The organism is Pseudomonas sp. PB3P13 (genome assembly GCF_054897735.1).
Genome location: NZ_CM142702.1, coordinates 2,403,471 through 2,416,260, shown reverse-complemented (window position 1 = coordinate 2,416,260; position 12,790 = coordinate 2,403,471). Strand labels below are relative to the sequence as shown.

Below are 12,790 nucleotides of genomic sequence, written 5' to 3'. Positions count from 1 at the left end.
ACTGAATTCTGGATCCGATAGCATCAAGTCTATCGCCAGTTAGCAAAATGTAATAGCTAACGCCCTACCGACCTTACCCCTGGGCTCCGCGGTATCGGCGAAAGGGCCAGCCAGCATACAAATCGGTTGACAACCCCGGCACGGACCAACACTATCACCACAGTGTCTCCATACTATGTCGACACTGTAAAAATCTGACCCTTTATAGGAATTACAGGCATGATAACCACGCACAAAATCCCCTACCGCGATGGAGAAATCCGAGTTGGCTGGGCGTCTTGGGACGATGGATCACTCACGAAGCGCTCCATCAAATACGCTTACAAGGACGCTAGCGGTAAAATTTCAAGGGGCTCGCCTGAGCTACCGTTCGACGTTTTAATCGATTTGTTTAATTATGCGTTTGAGCAAAAGGAAACGCCTGCTTGGAGCATTCGAACATCGGATTTTCGTGTGGAAACCGCTTCAGATACAGAACTTTTAGAGGAGAGAAAAAAACTTAACACAGCATTGATGCGACTGCAGGGGATTATCATGGATGTCCCAAACGTGAATTTTAAAGCGCAGTACGACCAAATAGGGGAAATGAAAGAGCGCGTTTCAAAGGAGCTGGAAAATCGGAAATCTGGACGTTGATTAGGAAGCGAGAGCTCAGACTTAAACTGAGCTCTTTACTTGAACAAGACAGGATTTCAACTCACCATTACCCGGTGCAGCAGGAAAGGATGAACTCAATGGCGGCCTCGACCGAGAACTCGAATTCTTCGTACGCTCCATAGATCGATGCAACTGTCAGCACGAACCGCACACCTTCGAGCCGGAAGCTACAGCCTCACCAACGATGCCCGGCTGATACGACGCTAACCAGTTCTCCAAGCGGGCAATGACCTCGTGAGAGTCGGTGCATTTGTAACCCCGCCCATTCTGGATAATCTGTTGCAAATCTTGCGGCAGATCGCATGACTTGCTTTCGAAATACCAAAATTTTTTAGCTATTAAGACGTTTCTCCCACTCAGATCATGGTCCATGTGGGAGCAGTCATGATTATCACTTTCTCGTTGAAACCAATCACCGACCTCATCCTTGAATTAAATATTGTCCCCTTGGCGATTAGCGTCATCTCCATCTCCGGAAGGTTGCTTGGCCAAATAGAGCGGATTGCCCCCATAGTCCTCAAGCGGGAGTACCTGATCGATTTTGGCGGCGTAGATGATCTTTCCGCGCAGACCGTAGACCGCTGACCCGGTCCCCACAAGCCAACTCCCCGGCTTCGCATTGCGCCGGATAACAGCATACAGGTGGCGAGCGTTAAAGATCCTCCAAAGGGATTTGGAGCAAAACCAGTGTCATGGATAACGACATAACAATAAATTCGACTCATGTGAATTTTCCCGTATAGATAGCCAGTCGGAACACTTGCTAACTTCATCAGTTGCTAATGGTGATTTAGCTGCCCAGGGTGGTACGTTCAGTCTCCTCGCCCCGCGTGAAGAGTCAACAGCATGGCAGCACTCGAAAAGCGTTATCCCCGCGAGTCGTTCACCAAGAAGCTGGCGCGGATCTGCCAGAGGCTGGACGAGGCATCGACCCGCACCGTTGCGCACAAAGACTTCTTCAAAAAAGAAGTGACTTCCCAGGTCGAGATCACCTCGCTATGGGTCGTCGGCTCATACGCTCGGGGCGCGCTACTGTGTGGTGACTTAGATGTCGTCATTGAGTATCGACTCGTCGAGGGGAATCACCCTATGCCCCGGACGATAACGAGGACGTTCTTCGGCGCAGTTCCGTACGTTAGTTATTACTTCGGCAAGCCAGAGAGCAGCACGTCAGGCGTGGTTTTCCCTGACTCAATCCCAATCTGGACAGGGCCTGGCTGCGATTGGGGGGCTGCGATCGATGCCATTAAGCTCGTCCCAGACGCCGGCCGCGCAGCGCGCGAGACAGATTCGATCCCACTACGGTCGGAACAGCTGTACATGGAGCCGGAGGGTTTGAAGGCGTTAGCGGCCTTAGAAAAAGAAGGCGTGCTTGAGTGGGAGTTTGCAGAGTTCACTGCTGCGGACCTCGAGCCGATAGCTGCAGATGAAGTCAACGAACGGGATAGGAAGCTCATTCGAGTCGCATCCTATATGGGCAAAAAGTCCCAGGTGCTGGTACCGGCAATAATTCGATTGATGGCCAGGCTCAAGCCTCTTGGCATTTGGAACACACTCGAGAGCAATCGTGGGAGATTGAGATGCGGCGCTACCGCTTTACGCTTGGGCCGGCCGTCCCTGCCCTACAATCTTTTCGATGATGAACCTACCATCAAGCAGTACGTCCTCATTCCACATGTAAGCGCGAAGGGCCCGAACGGCGCCTGGATAATTCGGCGCGGGCCCAACCATCCGGACACTCAAGCCCTCACAAACAGGCATGCCTTTTATCTCGGGAGTCCAGGATCCCCAGAGACGGTGGCGTATCGCGATCTCAATAGAATTTCGTCGACAGAAATGCTTGAACTCTTCGGCACGCACGAAGAGGCCAAAGACTTTGCCGATATGTTGAAAGAGGGAAATGAGTCGTGGGATACAGAGATCGGCAGAGCCGAAGGGCTAGACCTGATCTCGCTCTTTGCTTTGGTCGACGTCGTAGAGATTGGTGACCATCAGCTTGCGATGACGCACTCGGGAGCCTCTTATTTTGAGCAAGCAAAGGCGACGATGGATGAGATCGCGGCCGCCCTCCCCGTTGTCGCTCAGATTAGCTCTGAAGCTTGAGCACAGGGAACGCCCACCCAAGACGCCCGCGCGATCCGGGCTAATTTCAGGCGTGCGGATCAGAATCGATAATTCCGACTCAGCTCAAGCAGGAGCGAACTGAACAAGGAACGCAGTTGTAAATATCAATGCGCCGGAATCCGCCGTTCGGACGTTGAAGGTGACTGATTTTTTGTCCGTCGCTATGAATGTGGCAATTTCAAGATGTGGGGCAGAGATCGGCTCGGAACTGAGGGGGAAAAGCGCCCATGCGTCATCGATGGAGTGTTCACTTGTCAACGCGATCTCTATAACGCCGTTGTTATTAGCGTCTACAAATATCGCTCCAGATGGAGGGACCTGCATATTCACATTGAACTGCACCCCCTCCGATAACGCGTAGCCAAAGCCCTCAGGGGTAGATCTCTTTATTTGCATCGTTATTTGTGTGTCCGGATTGTAGCCTCGCATCGTAAATGTTGGATTGCTCATGGTGGATCCCCTGACGTGAACGGTTGGAGTTCAGTTCCAAAGGATAGACAGCATTAGGGGAAGCCGATGGTACGCATTGCGATTAGACATAAACCAAATGGGAACATCTGAGCTTCTGGTAGCGAGAGAACTAGTTTTCGTGGCTCCAGTGAATCTCTGAACCTCTCAGTAAATTGCAGGCAAAGTAATGCCCGCTTGGTCGCGCAGCCTAATGGATTACTAGGAGCTGAAGTCACTATATGCGGCAGCCTATGGAAACGCGTGTAAGCGCAAACGAAAAAGCCCGGTTCTAAGCCGGGCTTTTCTCAGGAGCAGGTTCCGCCTTTATGATGCGACCCCGTCCCGCCTGTTGGATGGGTGCCTTTCGGGCAGGCCGACGCAGTAAGCGGAAGTGCGGAAAGCAGAATGACCAAGCCAAGCGCAGCAAATTTTTTCATGACGCCTCCATGCACTGCAGTTGCAGTACCAGGGAATCGGCGGCTTGTGAAATTACTTGAACGAAGGAGCGAAAAGTCCAGCGTTTGGCCGGGCTGGACAGTGGCAAAGATCAATTCTTTAGAAGCGACTGATTTGAATACGACGAGATAGCCAACTGAGCAACCGATATCGGTAGAGCTTTGGCTTTGACCTTCGTTGTTAGGTATGCCTCAAATTTGCCAGCGCCTATGTAAACCTCACGGAACCAGCGACGGAACTCTCCCAGCGCCGCCTCTGGATAGCAGTTTGATTCCTGAGGATTGGACAGGGCCTGTGGAAAGTAATCCGGATAGTTGTGATCGTATTTGATGGGAGCGCCATAAAAGTTTTCTAACTCAGCACCCTTCCAGTGTTTTGCCCAGTGTATCCCCACGCTGCCGTCAGGGACGAAGGTACTGTCTATATGGATGCCGCTCTGTCCGAGATGGACTACCATGTCCGCGATTTCTTTGAAGATCCCAAAGTAGCCTGCTGGAACAGCGTTGTAAACCAGCGACATCCTGTCGTGGAACTGTTTCCATTGAGTAGGAACATGGTTCTCTGGGTCGTATCCAACTTGCGTGTAGATGAAATCACGAAGAGCTTTCCCTGCTAGAAGCCTGAAATTCATCAGCGCTTCATCTTTACGATTTATTCCGGCTTCAAATGCGTAATATTCTAGAATTGCTAAGCATACGCCGTCTGGATAGGCGTGAGACATCGTCCCCTTATCAACGACCGTCGTGTAGGGTTCGGTATAAGTGAGCCCGTGGGTTTGCAGAAGGGAGTGGATCTTCGTGATGGCAGGTCGATTCGACGTCCAATCGTTTGCGATATCCAATATCGACGTGTGCTGAATGCCGCACAGTCTCGCGAGACCTCGCGCGGTAAGAAATGGCGTGCCATCTGATAGCACACCCATGCCGATGCCGTCGATTTCAATCTGAGCATCAATGGCCAATGGCAGCTGCGCTTTAGGGCTGGTGGGTAAGTTAGCCATTTTTCTCATATCCTTCTGATTTTAAACGTTTTTAGGTGGTGTGCATCAACGTTCTTGCAAAGCTCTGGCTTTATTTCCTGCCCTCACCTCATCCGCGTGCCTCGCCCGGCGTTACCTAGGGCTCAAGGTAGATAAACATGCCCTGTTCCTTCGATTCATTCGCAGCGCTCAGTGCTCTCGCTGCCAAGGCAACGGTTTCACGATATTTAAAGTAATAGCGAGGCGGGAGGACGAGTACGCTAGTCCACCAAGGCTCCCCATCCACTGGCAGAGGTAGCTCGTGGCAAAACAGCTGGTGCCCCTCAGCTCTAGGACCCAGCGCAATTCTGAGCTCACGCGTAAGGTCCGATGCTCCGGGGCGGGTGTAGTGGTTAGCCAGCACCAGGCCGTAGGCCTTCAATGCTCCAAGAATTTCACTTAGGTCCGACTCGTCGTTCAATATGGCTACTACCGGCATTTCGCACTCCTTGCAATGCTGCTCAAAAACCTTCAATTCCACAAACCGACAGTTCTCGTCGACAAGCTCAATCCACTTGAGGTACCACTCCGATCTGGGGTAACTGAGCCTAGTCCCAAACCATGCTTCCCGCCTTCACCTCATCAGCGTAACCAGCCATCTATCCTGCTAAGGCTGCAATCGTTGGAGCCAGTTTCGCCTTTCTGCTTTCGTGCAGTTTATCGAATCCATGCGCCGGCTAAGTGCTAAGGATTTCGAAGGGTCATGAGGCTTGAAAGCAGAAGAAAATCCATTTAAGCCGGCAATATCCTGTAATTCAAAATAAAGCAGGTCGCTGAGATTTTTGCATTGATTTAACCGATCAGCCTCAGTGGTGGGCATCGGCGCCGCGTCTAGCTGCTTCTCAAATTCAGTCTTTTCCTTTGGGGCACTGCTACAACCCGAGAGAGACGTCGCCAGCAATAGACTGGCAATTTGACGCGTGCACATCTTCAATTCCACTTGATGTCCCAATTTATGCTCGGCTGATGTCGGTCTAGCCTAGAAGGGCCTCTTCTGGCTTAGCTAGTTCTCACCGAAGCGAAATTCAGCACCATTAAATCGCCTCTACGAGCAGCACCGCGTCGCATCTGTCGCTCTATCATCGCATGAGCAAAATATCATTTAGCAATTTGTATTGACGAAATATTTAGCGTTTGCTATTTTCGCATTACTTCTCCTTTGTCTCCTGGCAAACCTAAACCTTTATCAAATTTCGCGAATCCCAACAGCGCGGCGGGCCTCTGCTCGCCCTGGAGAAACTGTGCGGTTGGCGAGCCTTAACCCGAGAGGAAACGCAGTGAGCACTCCAGCACCGAGCCCAGCAAGCGAATTCGCGGAATTTGGCCAGCGCCTTATAGACCTGGGCATGGCGATGAAGCGCGACCAGACCACCGTGAGGGATCTACAAGAGCTAGCAAGGGCCTGCGGCATCAAGCTGCTGAACCTTCGCTCAGTCCCAAGAGCAGAGGTACGCAATGGCTAAAACGATCCTGCAGGTCCATCAACGCGGCATCCACTTCTATCTGAACACAGAGAGTTCATCGCCCAATACCGGGCACAGGAACCGTTATCGGCTGTTCAAGACTGAAAACTATGGCCGCGACAAGTCGGGATGGATCCAGGTTGGGTCGATGGCCGGCCAAGAACTCGCAGCCACCGAGGGGGAGACAGCGTTGTTTGAAGCTTGCCAGAAGCTTTTTGCCAGCAAGACACCACATTGCTATGCGCGACACGGTGCTATACGCGGTAAGCCGGGAAAGTGGGAGGGAGAGGCATTTCCTACACGTCAGCCCCCCGTGAAGTCGACACGCGATGCCGAGTCCACTAGCCACTTCGATCGAGAGAGTTGCGAGAAATGACAACGGATCTAGCACTTCTCCCCCGCTTCATCCGAGCGAAGCAGGCGCCGGCCTACCTGGGGATGTGTCGTGCGGTATTTGACGCCGAGGTACGCCCGTACATCCGTGAATTTCCTATCGGTAAACAAGGTGTTGCCTTCGACCGGCATGAGCTGGACGAGTGGGCGGACGCCTATGTCGCGCGCAAGTCGATTGAAAAGGCCGCCAATCAAGACAACAATCAGCCCCGCAGCGAGCGCCACGGCGGAGCAAAAGGAGAAACGCCATGGCCCAAAAAGCAATCTCAGGCCTCCAGCAAATGCCGAGTGGCATCTGGAAAATCGACAAAATTTACCGAGGAGAAAGAATTCAAACGAGTACTGGCACTCGTGACCGGGCGGAAGCAGAGCAATTCCTGATTCATCTACTCGAAAACCTGCGCCAACAGAAGGTTTACGGGGTAAAGCAGGTCAGGACCTGGCGGGAGGCTTCCACCAAGTTCCTGCTCGAGGTTAAGGACCAAGCCTCGATCCACATTTCAGCGACGTACATGGCTCAGCTCGACCCCTTCATTGGGGACATGCCGATCACCCATATAGATGACGCGTCCTTGGCGCCGTACATCAAGTCGAAGCTGAACCCCAAGGACGGGAAGAAGCCGGTGACAAACAGGACGGTGAACATCGCCCTTCAGCGAGTCATTCGGGTGTTGAACCTGTGTGCCAGGAAATGGCGAGATGATGAGCGCAGACCCTGGCTCGATACCGTGCCAATGATCTCGCTGCTGGATGAGAAGACGACCAGTCGCAAGCCCGACCCACTTTCTTGGGAAGAGCAATCGATTCTGTTCTCTGAGCTACCGGCCCATTTGCAGGTCATGGCTATGTTCAAGGTCAACACCGGTTGCCGTGAGCAGGAGGTGTGCAAACTTCAGTGGGATTGGGAGATTGCGGTACCGGAACTGGGAACGAGCGTGTTTCTGATCCCGGCGAGTTTCGGTGGCAGGAGTGAACGATCCGGCGTGAAGAACCGGGACGAGCGCTTGGTGATATTGAATAGTGTGGCCAAGTCGATCGTCGAAAAGCAGCGAGGGCAGCACGAGCATTTCGTCTTCCCTTCCGGGAAGGCGGACGAGGATGGTGAGCCCACCATGATCCACCGGATGAACGACTCAGCCTGGAAGCGAGCGAGGGTCAGGGCAAGCAAGAAGTGGCTCGAAAAACATCTTCGAGCACCACATGAAGGGTTCACCAAGATCCGGGTTCACGACCTGAAGCACACCTTTGGCCGAAGGCTACGAGCAGCAGGCGTCACCGAAGAGGATCGAAAAGCATTGCTTGGACACAAGAACGGCAGCATCACCAGTCACTACTCGGCCGCAGAGCTGGACCAACTGATTGAGGCTGCGAACAAGGTATCAGTCACCGATTCACGCGCACCAGCGCTGACGATTCTGAAAAGGAGGCAGGCTTGAATGAAAAAACCCTAGCTCACTCGGAAAGTCACTAGGGCAGAAATGAAAAAGCCACCAAAAGGCGGCTAAGTCATTGAAAAATATGGTCGGGACGGAGTGATTCGAACACTCGACCCCTAGCACCCCATGCTAGTGCGCTACCGGACTGCGCTACGCCCCGACTAGGCGTGAAACTCGTTCCTCACCTCGAAGAACGCTCAAGAATATATCGCAAGCTTTTGAAAACTGGAAGTATTTAAAAGCACGATTTTATTTCTTGAGTACAACCAACACATCTTCCAATTCGGCAATCATCTGACGAATCATCTGCTTGTACTGGGTGGTGTCGTCTTTGGCTTCATCACCGGACAAACGCAGGCGTGCGCCGCCGATGGTAAATCCCTGATCGTAAAGAAGTGCGCGAATCTGCCGGATCATCAGCACATCCTGGCGCTGATAATACCGGCGGTTTCCGCGGCGTTTGACGGGGTTGAGTTGAGGAAACTCCTGCTCCCAATAGCGCAGCACGTGCGGTTTTACCGCACATAGCTCGCTGACTTCACCAATGGTGAAGTAGCGTTTGCCCGGGATGACGGGTAGTTCGTCGTTATGACTTGGTTCCAGCATAAGCCTCAACTCGGGCCTTCAACTTCTGCCCTGGACGAAAGGTAACCACACGGCGAGCCGTGATCGGGATTTCTTCCCCCGTTTTCGGATTGCGGCCAGGCCGCTGGCGTTTGTCCCGAAGGTCGAAATTGCCGAAACCGGACAATTTGACTTGTTCGTTGTCTTCAAGAGCGTGCCTGATTTCTTCAAAAAACAGTTCGACCAATTCCTTGGCTTCCCGTTTATTCAGGCCCAGCTCTTCATACAGACGTTCCGCCATCTCAGCTTTCGTCAGAGCCCCCATACGTCACTTCCTTAACGTGGCGTTCAACCTTTGTTCGAGCGAGGTGAGGATGTTTTGCGTTGTGGTATTCACCTCATCGTCATTAAGAGTGCGCGATGGATGCTGCCAGGTCAAGCCGACTGCGAGGCTTTTTCTATCAGGATCAATGCCTTTACCCTGATACACGTCAAATAGCCTGAGGTCTGTCAGCCATTCGCCTGCATTTTCACGGATTACGTCCAACACAGCGCTGGCCGCGACGTCCGTAGCCGCAATCAGCGCCAGGTCACGACGCACTTCAGGAAAGCGCGATAACTCCTGGAATTCAGGCATTTTACCCAGTGCTACTTCAGCCAGAACCAGCTCGAAAACAAAGACCGGACGATCGAGGCCAAGGGTTTTCGACAATTCAGGGTGGATCGCACCAATGAAACCAACCAGACGCCCTTCGCGTTCAATGCGCGCGGTTTGACCTGGATGCAAGGCTGGGTGTTTGCCCGGCACGAAACTGAACGAATCCCGCGCACCAGCGAAGCCAAGCACTGCCTCCACATCGGCTTTGACGTCGAAGAAATCAACGACATCGCGACCCTGCGCCCAGCCTTCCGGCAAACGACTGCCACAGGCGACACCAGCGATCATCGGCTCTTGCTTCAGCTCATCGAGCTGACCGACAAAACGCAGGCCGCTCTCAAACAGACGCACGCGGTCCTGTTGACGGTTCAGGTTGTGCTGAAGCGATTTGACCAAGCCCGGCCACAAGGACGAGCGCATCGCTGCCATGTCGTTCGAGATCGGATTGGCCAGCAGCAGCGGCTCGACACCCGGATTAAACAACTCAAATTGTTTCGGATCGATGAAGCTGTAAGTGATCGCTTCCTGATAACCCCGAGCTACCAGCAGGCGACGCAGTTCAGGCAGATCGCTGCGTGCTTCGGCCTTGGCTTGCGGCGCCAGACGCGCTTGCGGATAACGGACAGGCAAACGGTTGTAGCCGTAAAGACGAGCCAGCTCTTCGATCAGGTCCACTTCCAGACTGATGTCAAAGCGGTGGCTTGGCACATCCACGCGCCACTGCCCTGGCCCGTCAGCGGTCACTGTCAGCCCCAGAGCGTTGAGCAAACGCTCGACTTCGACCGGGTCCATTTCCATGCCGAGCATCTGTGTGATGCGCTGGGCTCGCAATGTAACCGGAGCAATCTTCGGCAGAAATTCTTCGTTGACGGTTTCGATGATCGGGCCAGCTTCACCGCCAGTGATCTCCAGCAGCAGGCCGGTGGCGCGCTCCATGGCTTCACGGGCCAGCTGCCAGTCCACGCCGCGCTCGTAGCGATGCGAAGCGTCGGTGTGCAAGCCGTATGAGCGGGCCTTGCCAGCGACGGCGATCTGATCGAAAAACGCGCTCTCGAGGAACACATCTCGCGTGGTCGCGGTGTTGACGCCGCTGTGCTCGCCGCCCATGACACCGGCTATCGCCAGTGCGCGGGTGTGGTCGGCAATCACCAGCGTATCGCTACGCAGGCTGACTTCCTGGCCGTCGAGCAATACCAGCTTCTCGCCCTCTTCAGCCATGCGCACGCGGATGCCGCCGTTGATTTCGGCGAGATCGAAGGCGTGCAGCGGTTGACCCAGCTCCAGCATCACGTAGTTGGTGATGTCCACAGCGGCGTCGATGCTGCGAACGTCAGCGCGACGCAAACGCTCGACCATCCACAGCGGCGCAGGCCTGGACAGATCGACGTTACGAATCACACGGCCCAGATACCGCGGGCAGGCGGCGGGTGCGAGGACATCAACCGAACGCACTTCGTCATGTACCGCTGCAACGCTTGCAACAACCGGACGGGTGACTTCAGCGTTGTACAGCGCGCCGACTTCCCGGGCCAGACCCGCCAAAGACAGGCAGTCGCCACGGTTTGGCGTCAGGTCGACTTCAATGCTGGCGTCGTCCAGGCCCAGGTATTCACGAATGTCCTTGCCGACCGGCGCATCAACCGGCAGCTCCATCAGTCCATCGTTGCCTTCGCCAACCTGCAGTTCGGCTTGCGAGCACAGCATGCCGTTGGACTCAACGCCACGCAGCTTGGCTTTCTTGATTTTGAAATCGCCCGGCAGTTCGGCACCAATCATGGCAAACGGGATCTTCAGGCCCGGGCGCACGTTCGGCGCGCCGCAGACTACCTGGAAGGTCTGCGAGCCATTGCTGACCTGGCAAACCCGCAGCTTGTCGGCGTCCGGGTGCTGCTCGGTGCTGAGCACCTCGCCCACAATCACGCCACTGAATTCACCGGCGGCCGGCGTAACGCTATCGACCTCAAGACCGGCCATCGACAGACGAGCAACCAGCTCGTCACGACTTACCTGCGGGCTTACCCAGCCACGCAGCCACTGTTCACTGAATTTCATCCTGCTCTCCTAAGAATTCGTTACGACTAGCGAAATTGCGCGAGGAACCGCAAGTCGTTGTCGAAGAACAGACGCAAGTCGTTCACGCCGTAACGCAGCATGGCCAGACGCTCGACGCCCATGCCGAAGGCAAAGCCCGAAAACTCTTCCGGGTCGATACCGGACATGCGCAACACATTCGGGTGAACCATGCCGCAGCCCATGACTTCCAGCCAGCCCGTCTGTTTGCAGACACGGCAGCCTTTGCCGCTGCACATCACGCATTCCATGTCGACTTCAGCGGACGGCTCGGTGAACGGGAAATACGAAGGACGGAAACGCACGGCCAGTTCTTTTTCGAAGAACACTCGCAAGAACTCTTCGATGGTGCCTTTGAGGTCGGCGAAGTTGATATCGCGATCGACCAGCAGGCCTTCAACCTGGTGGAACATCGGCGAGTGGGTGATATCGGAATCGCTGCGGTACACACGGCCTGGGCAGACGATGCGGATCGGCGGCTGTTTCGATTCCATGGTGCGGACCTGTACCGGCGAGGTATGGGTGCGCAGCAACATGTTGGCATTGAAATAGAAGGTGTCATGCATCGACCGGGCCGGGTGATGGCCTGGGATGTTGAGCGCTTCAAAGTTGTGGTAGTCGTCTTCAACCTCGGGGCCTTCGGCGATGCCGTAGCCGATGTGGGTGAAGAACTGTTCGATGCGTTCCAGAGTGCGCGTAACCGGATGCAGACCACCGGAGGTCTGACCACGGCCAGGCAGGGTCACGTCAATGGACTCGGCAGACAGTTTGGCAGCCAGGTCGGCCTCTTCAAACAGGGCCTTGCGAGCATTGAGAACCTCTGTGACACGCTCCTTGGCAACGTTGATCAGGGCGCCGACTTGCGGACGCTCTTCTGCCGGCAAATTCCCCAGGGTCTTCATCACCTGAGTCAATTCACCTTTTTTGCCAAGGTAGTGAACTCGGATTTGCTCCAGGGCATTGATATCTTCAGCGCTTTGCACAGCCTCTAGTGCTTGAGAGACGAGCGCATCCAGGTTTTCCATGTACAGACTCCAGATACAAAATAGGGGAAGAGCTTGAAGGCTCTTCCCCTATTTATGACGTTTAACACCTGGCCCCACGGAGGTGAGGCCGGGTGATTGTCGGGGGTACTTAAGCCAAGGTGGCTTTAGCTTTCTCGACAATCGCAGCAAACGCCGCTTTTTCGTTCACTGCCAGATCAGCCAGAACCTTACGGTCGATCTCGATGGACGCTTTTTTCAGGCCGGCGATGAAACGGCTGTAAGACAGACCGTTGATACGTGCACCAGCGTTGATACGAGCGATCCACAGAGCGCGGAACTGACGTTTTTTCTGACGACGGTCACGGTAGGCGTATTGGCCTGCCTTGATTACCGCTTGCTTGGCAACACGGAATACGCGCGAGCGAGCGCCGTAGTAGCCTTTAGCAAGTTTCAGAATTTTTTTGTGACGTTTACGGGCAATGACGCCACGCTTTACACGAGCCATGAGTTACTTC

The 12,790-nt window shown here is 54.3% G+C and carries 12 protein-coding genes, 1 tRNA gene and 2 pseudogenes; 5 read left to right on the top strand and 10 right to left on the bottom strand.

The window, feature by feature from the left end:
- The first annotated feature begins 219 nt into the window (after positions 1–219).
- Complete coding sequence (locus ACYZT1_RS11190; RefSeq protein ID WP_462018970.1) at positions 220–636, top strand: hypothetical protein; 417 nt, start codon at positions 220–222, stop codon at positions 634–636.
- A 156-nt stretch (positions 637–792) separates the two neighbouring features.
- On the opposite strand, the pseudogene ACYZT1_RS11185 reads toward ACYZT1_RS11190, so the two are convergent.
- Both ACYZT1_RS11185 and ACYZT1_RS11180 read right to left on the bottom strand, forming a co-directional pair.
- Positions 793–1,254: pseudogene (locus ACYZT1_RS11185) on the bottom strand (Nmad2 family putative nucleotide modification protein).
- A gap of 50 nt (positions 1,255–1,304) precedes the next feature.
- Positions 1,305–1,382 (bottom strand): annotated as a pseudogene (locus tag ACYZT1_RS11180) (Nmad2 family putative nucleotide modification protein); the annotation flags it as partial.
- A gap of 121 nt (positions 1,383–1,503) precedes the next feature.
- On the opposite strand from ACYZT1_RS11180, the gene ACYZT1_RS11175 reads away from it, so the two are divergent.
- Positions 1,504–2,760, top strand: coding sequence for a hypothetical protein (locus ACYZT1_RS11175; RefSeq protein ID WP_462018969.1), 1,257 nt, complete (start codon positions 1,504–1,506; stop codon positions 2,758–2,760).
- Positions 2,761–2,844: 84 nt separating this feature from the next.
- Here ACYZT1_RS11175 and ACYZT1_RS11170 read toward each other — a convergent pair whose 3' ends face one another.
- Both ACYZT1_RS11170 and ACYZT1_RS11165 read right to left on the bottom strand, forming a co-directional pair.
- Entirely contained in the window at positions 2,845–3,231 is a 387-nt protein-coding gene (locus tag ACYZT1_RS11170; RefSeq protein WP_462018968.1) for a hypothetical protein, read from the bottom strand.
- 547 nt (positions 3,232–3,778) lie between these two features.
- On the bottom strand, positions 3,779–4,687 hold the full coding sequence (locus ACYZT1_RS11165) for a hypothetical protein (RefSeq protein WP_462018967.1): 909 nt from the start codon (positions 4,685–4,687) through the stop codon (positions 3,779–3,781).
- Positions 4,688–6,160: 1,473 nt separating this feature from the next.
- On the opposite strand from ACYZT1_RS11165, the gene ACYZT1_RS11160 reads away from it, so the two are divergent.
- The 3 genes from ACYZT1_RS11160 to ACYZT1_RS11150 are packed head-to-tail and all read left to right on the top strand — an operon-like array spanning position 6,161 to position 7,997.
- Positions 6,161–6,544, top strand: a complete 384-nt coding sequence (locus ACYZT1_RS11160; RefSeq protein ID WP_462018966.1) for a hypothetical protein — start codon at positions 6,161–6,163, stop codon at positions 6,542–6,544.
- Positions 6,541–6,942 carry a hypothetical protein gene (locus tag ACYZT1_RS11155; RefSeq protein WP_462018965.1) on the top strand — a complete coding sequence of 134 codons (402 nt, stop codon included), beginning with the start codon at positions 6,541–6,543 and terminating at the stop codon, positions 6,940–6,942. Before ACYZT1_RS11160 ends, ACYZT1_RS11155 begins: the two co-directional genes overlap by 4 nt.
- Positions 6,843–7,997 carry a tyrosine-type recombinase/integrase gene (locus tag ACYZT1_RS11150; protein WP_462019226.1) on the top strand — a complete coding sequence of 385 codons (1,155 nt, stop codon included), beginning with the start codon at positions 6,843–6,845 and terminating at the stop codon, positions 7,995–7,997. The genes ACYZT1_RS11155 and ACYZT1_RS11150 overlap by 100 nt, the downstream gene beginning before the upstream one ends.
- Positions 7,998–8,080: 83 nt before the next feature.
- Here ACYZT1_RS11150 and ACYZT1_RS11145 read toward each other — a convergent pair.
- The 6 genes from ACYZT1_RS11145 to rplT form a co-directional block, all read right to left on the bottom strand.
- Positions 8,081–8,157, bottom strand: a tRNA-Pro gene (locus tag ACYZT1_RS11145).
- Between the two features lie 89 nt (positions 8,158–8,246).
- On the bottom strand, positions 8,247–8,603 hold the full coding sequence (locus ACYZT1_RS11140) for a MerR family transcriptional regulator (RefSeq protein ID WP_003179985.1): 357 nt from the start codon (positions 8,601–8,603) through the stop codon (positions 8,247–8,249).
- A complete protein-coding gene (gene ihfA, locus ACYZT1_RS11135) occupies positions 8,584–8,886 on the bottom strand; it encodes an integration host factor subunit alpha (RefSeq protein WP_002553164.1) in 303 nt (100 codons plus the stop codon). Before ihfA ends, ACYZT1_RS11140 begins: the two co-directional genes overlap by 20 nt.
- 3 nt (positions 8,887–8,889) lie before the next feature.
- A complete protein-coding gene (pheT, locus tag ACYZT1_RS11130) occupies positions 8,890–11,271 on the bottom strand; it encodes a phenylalanine--tRNA ligase subunit beta (RefSeq protein ID WP_462018964.1) in 2,382 nt (793 codons plus the stop codon).
- Positions 11,272–11,297: 26 nt separating this feature from the next.
- Positions 11,298–12,314, bottom strand: coding sequence for a phenylalanine--tRNA ligase subunit alpha (pheS, locus tag ACYZT1_RS11125; protein WP_007905876.1), 1,017 nt, complete (start codon positions 12,312–12,314; stop codon positions 11,298–11,300).
- Positions 12,315–12,423: 109 nt separating this feature from the next.
- A complete protein-coding gene (gene rplT / locus ACYZT1_RS11120) occupies positions 12,424–12,780 on the bottom strand; it encodes a 50S ribosomal protein L20 (RefSeq protein WP_007905879.1) in 357 nt (118 codons plus the stop codon).
- Positions 12,781–12,790: the final 10 nt, after the last annotated feature.

Coding starts and splice junctions, on each gene's coding strand:
- ACYZT1_RS11170 (WP_462018968.1), bottom strand. CDS start 3,231: ATGAGCAATCCAACATTTACGATGCGAGGCTACAATCCGGACACACAA.
- ACYZT1_RS11155 (WP_462018965.1), top strand. CDS start 6,541: ATGACAACGGATCTAGCACTTCTCCCCCGCTTCATCCGAGCGAAGCAG.
- ACYZT1_RS11175 (WP_462018969.1), top strand. CDS start 1,504: ATGGCAGCACTCGAAAAGCGTTATCCCCGCGAGTCGTTCACCAAGAAG.
- pheS (WP_007905876.1), bottom strand. CDS start 12,314: ATGGAAAACCTGGATGCGCTCGTCTCTCAAGCACTAGAGGCTGTGCAA.
- ACYZT1_RS11190 (WP_462018970.1), top strand. CDS start 220: ATGATAACCACGCACAAAATCCCCTACCGCGATGGAGAAATCCGAGTT.
- ACYZT1_RS11160 (WP_462018966.1), top strand. CDS start 6,161: ATGGCTAAAACGATCCTGCAGGTCCATCAACGCGGCATCCACTTCTAT.
- ACYZT1_RS11150 (WP_462019226.1), top strand. CDS start 6,843: ATGCCGAGTGGCATCTGGAAAATCGACAAAATTTACCGAGGAGAAAGA.
- rplT (WP_007905879.1), bottom strand. CDS start 12,780: ATGGCTCGTGTAAAGCGTGGCGTCATTGCCCGTAAACGTCACAAAAAA.
- ACYZT1_RS11165 (WP_462018967.1), bottom strand. CDS start 4,687: ATGGCTAACTTACCCACCAGCCCTAAAGCGCAGCTGCCATTGGCCATT.
- ihfA (WP_002553164.1), bottom strand. CDS start 8,886: ATGGGGGCTCTGACGAAAGCTGAGATGGCGGAACGTCTGTATGAAGAG.
- ACYZT1_RS11140 (WP_003179985.1), bottom strand. CDS start 8,603: ATGCTGGAACCAAGTCATAACGACGAACTACCCGTCATCCCGGGCAAA.
- pheT (WP_462018964.1), bottom strand. CDS start 11,271: ATGAAATTCAGTGAACAGTGGCTGCGTGGCTGGGTAAGCCCGCAGGTA.